The organism is Desulfonatronospira sp. (assembly GCA_003563255.1).
Classification (GTDB): domain Bacteria; phylum Desulfobacterota; class Desulfovibrionia; order Desulfovibrionales; family Desulfonatronovibrionaceae; genus Desulfonatronospira.
This window is the reverse complement of record PWSL01000493.1, coordinates 1-3502: the sequence shown is the minus strand read 5'-3', so window position 1 is coordinate 3502 and position 3502 is coordinate 1. Positions and strand designations below refer to the sequence as shown.

The 3502-nt window shown below is 48.3% G+C and carries 5 protein-coding genes; 4 read left to right on the top strand and 1 reads right to left on the bottom strand.

The window, feature by feature from the left end; translation table 11 throughout:
* Nucleotides 1-391: hypothetical protein (locus tag QZP87_RS14445; RefSeq protein WP_291323628.1), on the top strand; the 391-nt coding region annotated here is incomplete at its 5' end.
* A 1-nt stretch (nt 392) separates the two neighbouring features.
* Here the strand turns inward: QZP87_RS14445 and QZP87_RS14440 are convergent.
* Complete coding sequence (locus QZP87_RS14440) at nt 393-524, bottom strand: hypothetical protein (protein WP_291323627.1); 132 nt, start codon at nt 522-524, stop codon at nt 393-395.
* 546 nt (nt 525-1070) lie between these two features.
* Here QZP87_RS14440 and QZP87_RS14435 point away from each other — a divergent pair.
* The 3 genes from QZP87_RS14435 (at nt 1071) to QZP87_RS14425 (ending at nt 3463) form a co-directional block, all read left to right on the top strand.
* The gene (locus QZP87_RS14435; RefSeq protein ID WP_291323626.1) at nt 1071-1454 is read left to right on the top strand and encodes an NfeD family protein; all 384 of its coding nucleotides are present in this window, start codon (nt 1071-1073) and stop codon (nt 1452-1454) included.
* 419 nt (nt 1455-1873) lie between these two features.
* Entirely contained in the window at nt 1874-2845 is a 972-nt protein-coding gene (locus QZP87_RS14430; RefSeq protein WP_291323625.1) for a bile acid:sodium symporter family protein, read from the top strand.
* Nucleotides 2846-2863: 18 nt separating this feature from the next.
* Complete coding sequence (locus tag QZP87_RS14425; RefSeq protein ID WP_291323624.1) at nt 2864-3463, top strand: tetratricopeptide repeat protein; 600 nt, start codon at nt 2864-2866, stop codon at nt 3461-3463.
* Nucleotides 3464-3502 lie beyond the last annotated feature (39 nt).

The following is a 3502-nucleotide window of genomic DNA, read 5'->3' as shown; positions in this document are numbered from 1 at the left end:
TCTTGTTCCCAGGCTCCAGCCTGGGAACACCATTTTTTTGTGGCTCCAGCCACATTTTGAAGAAGCGGCTGGAGCCGCAAGAACTAAACGTTCCCAGGCTGGAGCCTGGGAACGAGGGGTGTCAAGTGGGGGAAGATCCAGTCCCCATGCCATATGCAAAGCGCTGAACAGATACCCTGAAGGTATATTTATTCATGAATTAACACTACAGCGAAACTTTATTATTGACCTTCGGGGACTGGCTCTCCCCGCACTTATTTTTATAATGCCGTCAAACATCCTTCAGAAAAATAAGTGCGGGGGTGCCTGTCCACAATTGAGACAGGTTATTCAATTTTTTAAGTTTCGTTGTAGTGTTAAGGAAGATAAATTGAGATTTCTGTGTGGATGATCTATAGAACGAGGGAATATAGCTTCTGGTAAAATCTGCATATGGCCTTGGCCTTTGGGGCGTCCAGGCCGACGTTTATCAGGCGGCAGTATACATGCAGGGGGTTCAGGATGTGTCTTATTGTATCTTTCATGTCAGTCTGGTATATTTTATCTGACGAATCTGTTCTGTGACTTACAGCTCATAACCTGCCTGCACCTTTGAATCTTTTTGCTTTCCACCGGGAACAGGCACTCCTGGACCCAGCCTTCCTTAAATGAGTTGACAGATACCTATCTGAAATTGCGGGCTATGGCAAGGACAGGTTCGGGCTTTGCCCGTATTGACAATTAAGGGTTTTGGTGAAATTTTTATCAACTTGAGAGTTCAAAGTTCCTGGTTCTTCGTTCCTGGTTGAGAAAAATAAAGTCAATAAATACAAAGAGATATCTGGTCTGGCCCTGAATGACATGTTGATCTGCCAAAAAAACCAATAAAAATAAATGGTTACAAAAAAACTTTTGACTGTCCAGTTATCAAGATTTCTTGTTTTTTGTAACAGGGTTTCAGGAGTAAGCGCCTAACGCTGCCACAAGGCCTGGGGACTGTCCCCGGGCCGGTATCCGCCCCCTCTGGATGGTTACCTTTATTCAGTAAAAGCGCTGCACAGATATACCCTGATAGAGAGGATCCTCTGACAATGGCAATGATTCGTTACGCTGCACTGCAGGTGCCAGGATTTCTAATCGCCGTGATTCTGCTTAATTATGCCAGGGATCAAGGCTGGATTAGTGGGTTTACTGTTATTTTAATACTGGCGGTCCTGGTGGCCAAAGATGTCGTTTTGTATCCTTTTTTTAAAAAAGCCCTTCAGCCAGGCCCAACCGACATGGTTACCAGACTGCACGGCAAACGGGGAAAGGTGGTCAACCCCCTGGATCCAGAGGGGCAGGTGAATATTAATGGAGTTATCTGGAACGCCAAAAGCATCGACGGTATGATGGTTGAGGCCGGGTCCAGGGTTCTGGTTTCCGGTCACAAAGGGCTGACCCTGTATGTGCACAGATGTAATGACAACTGCTGAAAGTACCCGGCAGACAAAAAATCAAGCTGAATGTGCTGTAATAGTGACTTACTCCTGAAACCCTGTCAGGAAAAACAAGAAATTGATATCAGTTAATTGTTAATTGTTAATTGTTGAAGAACAAAAGCCATAATTAACTGCCTTACCCTTTCACTACAGCGAAACTTATAAAAACAGTATGGTATCTCAATTGGGGACAGGCACCCCCGCACTTATTTAACTGAAGGATGTTTGACGGCATTTTAAAAATAAGTGCGGGGAGAGCCAGTCCCCGGAGGTCAATAAATAAGTTTCGCTGTAGTGCTATTAACAATTAACAAATAACAGATAACTGGGTTGCGGGCGTAGCCCGCTTTAGTTGCTTACCCATGCATACCTGTCACAACAAATGCAGTCGTATCATACAAAGGATCGCATAAGTGAAAGAATGGTTGAAAAATAACTGGTTTATACTCGGCCTGTTGGCCGCGGTGTTTTTTGCCTGGCTTTTTCCGGACCCTGGAGCCAGGGGAGGGATGCTTCAAAGCGAAAATACCACCAGGCTGGGAGTTGTGCTTATCTTTTTTTTCCAGGGCCTGACCCTGTCTCCGGCGGCCATCAAGTCCGGACTGATGCAGTGGAGGCTGCATGTATTCGTGCAGGCATTCATATTTTTAATCATTCCCCTGGCTGCACTGGCAATGATTCTGGCGTCGTACCCGGTGCTGTCCCAGGACCTGCGCACAGGTTTCTTTTTTCTTGCAGTGCTGCCCACCACTATAGCCACCTCCGTAGCCTATACCTTCATGACCAGAGGCAATGTGGCAGGGGCGGTCTTCAATTCCAGCCTGGCCAACGTAGCCGGGATACTTATTACACCATTGTGGGTCAGTGTCTGGCTGCAGGCCGGGGGAGTAAGCCTGCCCCTGGGGCAACTGCTGCTGGATATTTCCATGCTTTTACTGGCACCGCTGCTGGTGGGACAACTTTTAAGACCTCTGACATACCGGCTCGTTGATGCCCTGAAAAAGCCCTTCTCCATCACCAGCAGCCTGATTATTCTTTTTATCGTGTACGCCGCCTTCTGCAACTCCTGGAAGGACGGCATCTGGGAACAGGAGGGCGCAGTAGCTGCCCTGATTGCAGGGGCAGGCTCCGTGGTTTTCCTGGCCCTGGTCCTGGGCCTGGTGGTGCTGGGGATCAGGCTTTTTCATTTTGACCACCAAAATGCCATGGCCGCTCTTTTCTGCGCCCCTCAGAAAACCATGGCCGCAGGAGTACCCATGGCCAACCTGATATTTGAACATCATCCCGCCCTGGGACTAATCCTGCTACCCCTGATGTTTTATCACCTGTTGCAACTCCTGGTGGGGGGGGTGCTGGTGTCCAGAATAAATGCCGCCAGGCAGTGACCCGTGGAGGTATACAATATGAAATACGCTGGAACCAAAGGTTGTGTGGGCATGTGCATTGCTTTTTTTCTTGTTATAATGTTTTTCTGGATTCAGCCTGGATGGGGCCTGGACCTGGAAGAAGCCCACGAAGCCTACAAGAGCGGAAACTGGGAGCAGGCGGCAGAGCTTTACAAACCTCTGGCTGAACAGGGTGATGACCAGGCTCAAAACAACCTGGGAGAGCTTTACTCCAGAGGAGCAGGTGTGAAAAGGGATTATAAAAAGGCCATGGAACTATTCTACCTGTCAGCCGAGCAGGGAAATGCCTACGCCCAGACAAACCTTGGCCTGCATTATTCTCAGGGTCTGGGGGTTAGGCAGAATTTTGCCCGGGCTCACAAATGGTTTGAAAAGGGAGCAAGACAGGACAACTTTCTGGCCCAGAATGCACTGGGCCTTTTTTACCTTCACGGCCGCAACATGGAAAAGGATTACGTTCTGGCTTACAAGTGGTTTTATCTTTCAGCACAAAAAGGCTTTGGCCAGGCCATTGAAAACAAGCGCTGGACAGCTGCCAGACTTACAAAGGAGGAGTTGGACAGGGCCGAGAGACTGGCCCGGGAGTTTGAGCATTAAGAACGTTTATGCTCCACTCATCTCACTTGCGAGTTAATG

What these genes read in the sequence shown, in the direction of transcription:
- QZP87_RS14440 (WP_291323627.1), bottom strand. Translation starts at nt 524, where the DNA reads ATGAAAGATACAATAAGACACATCCTGAACCCCCTGCATGTATACTGC.
- QZP87_RS14435 (WP_291323626.1), top strand. Translation starts at nt 1,071, where the DNA reads ATGGCAATGATTCGTTACGCTGCACTGCAGGTGCCAGGATTTCTAATC.
- QZP87_RS14425 (WP_291323624.1), top strand. Translation starts at nt 2,864, where the DNA reads ATGAAATACGCTGGAACCAAAGGTTGTGTGGGCATGTGCATTGCTTTT.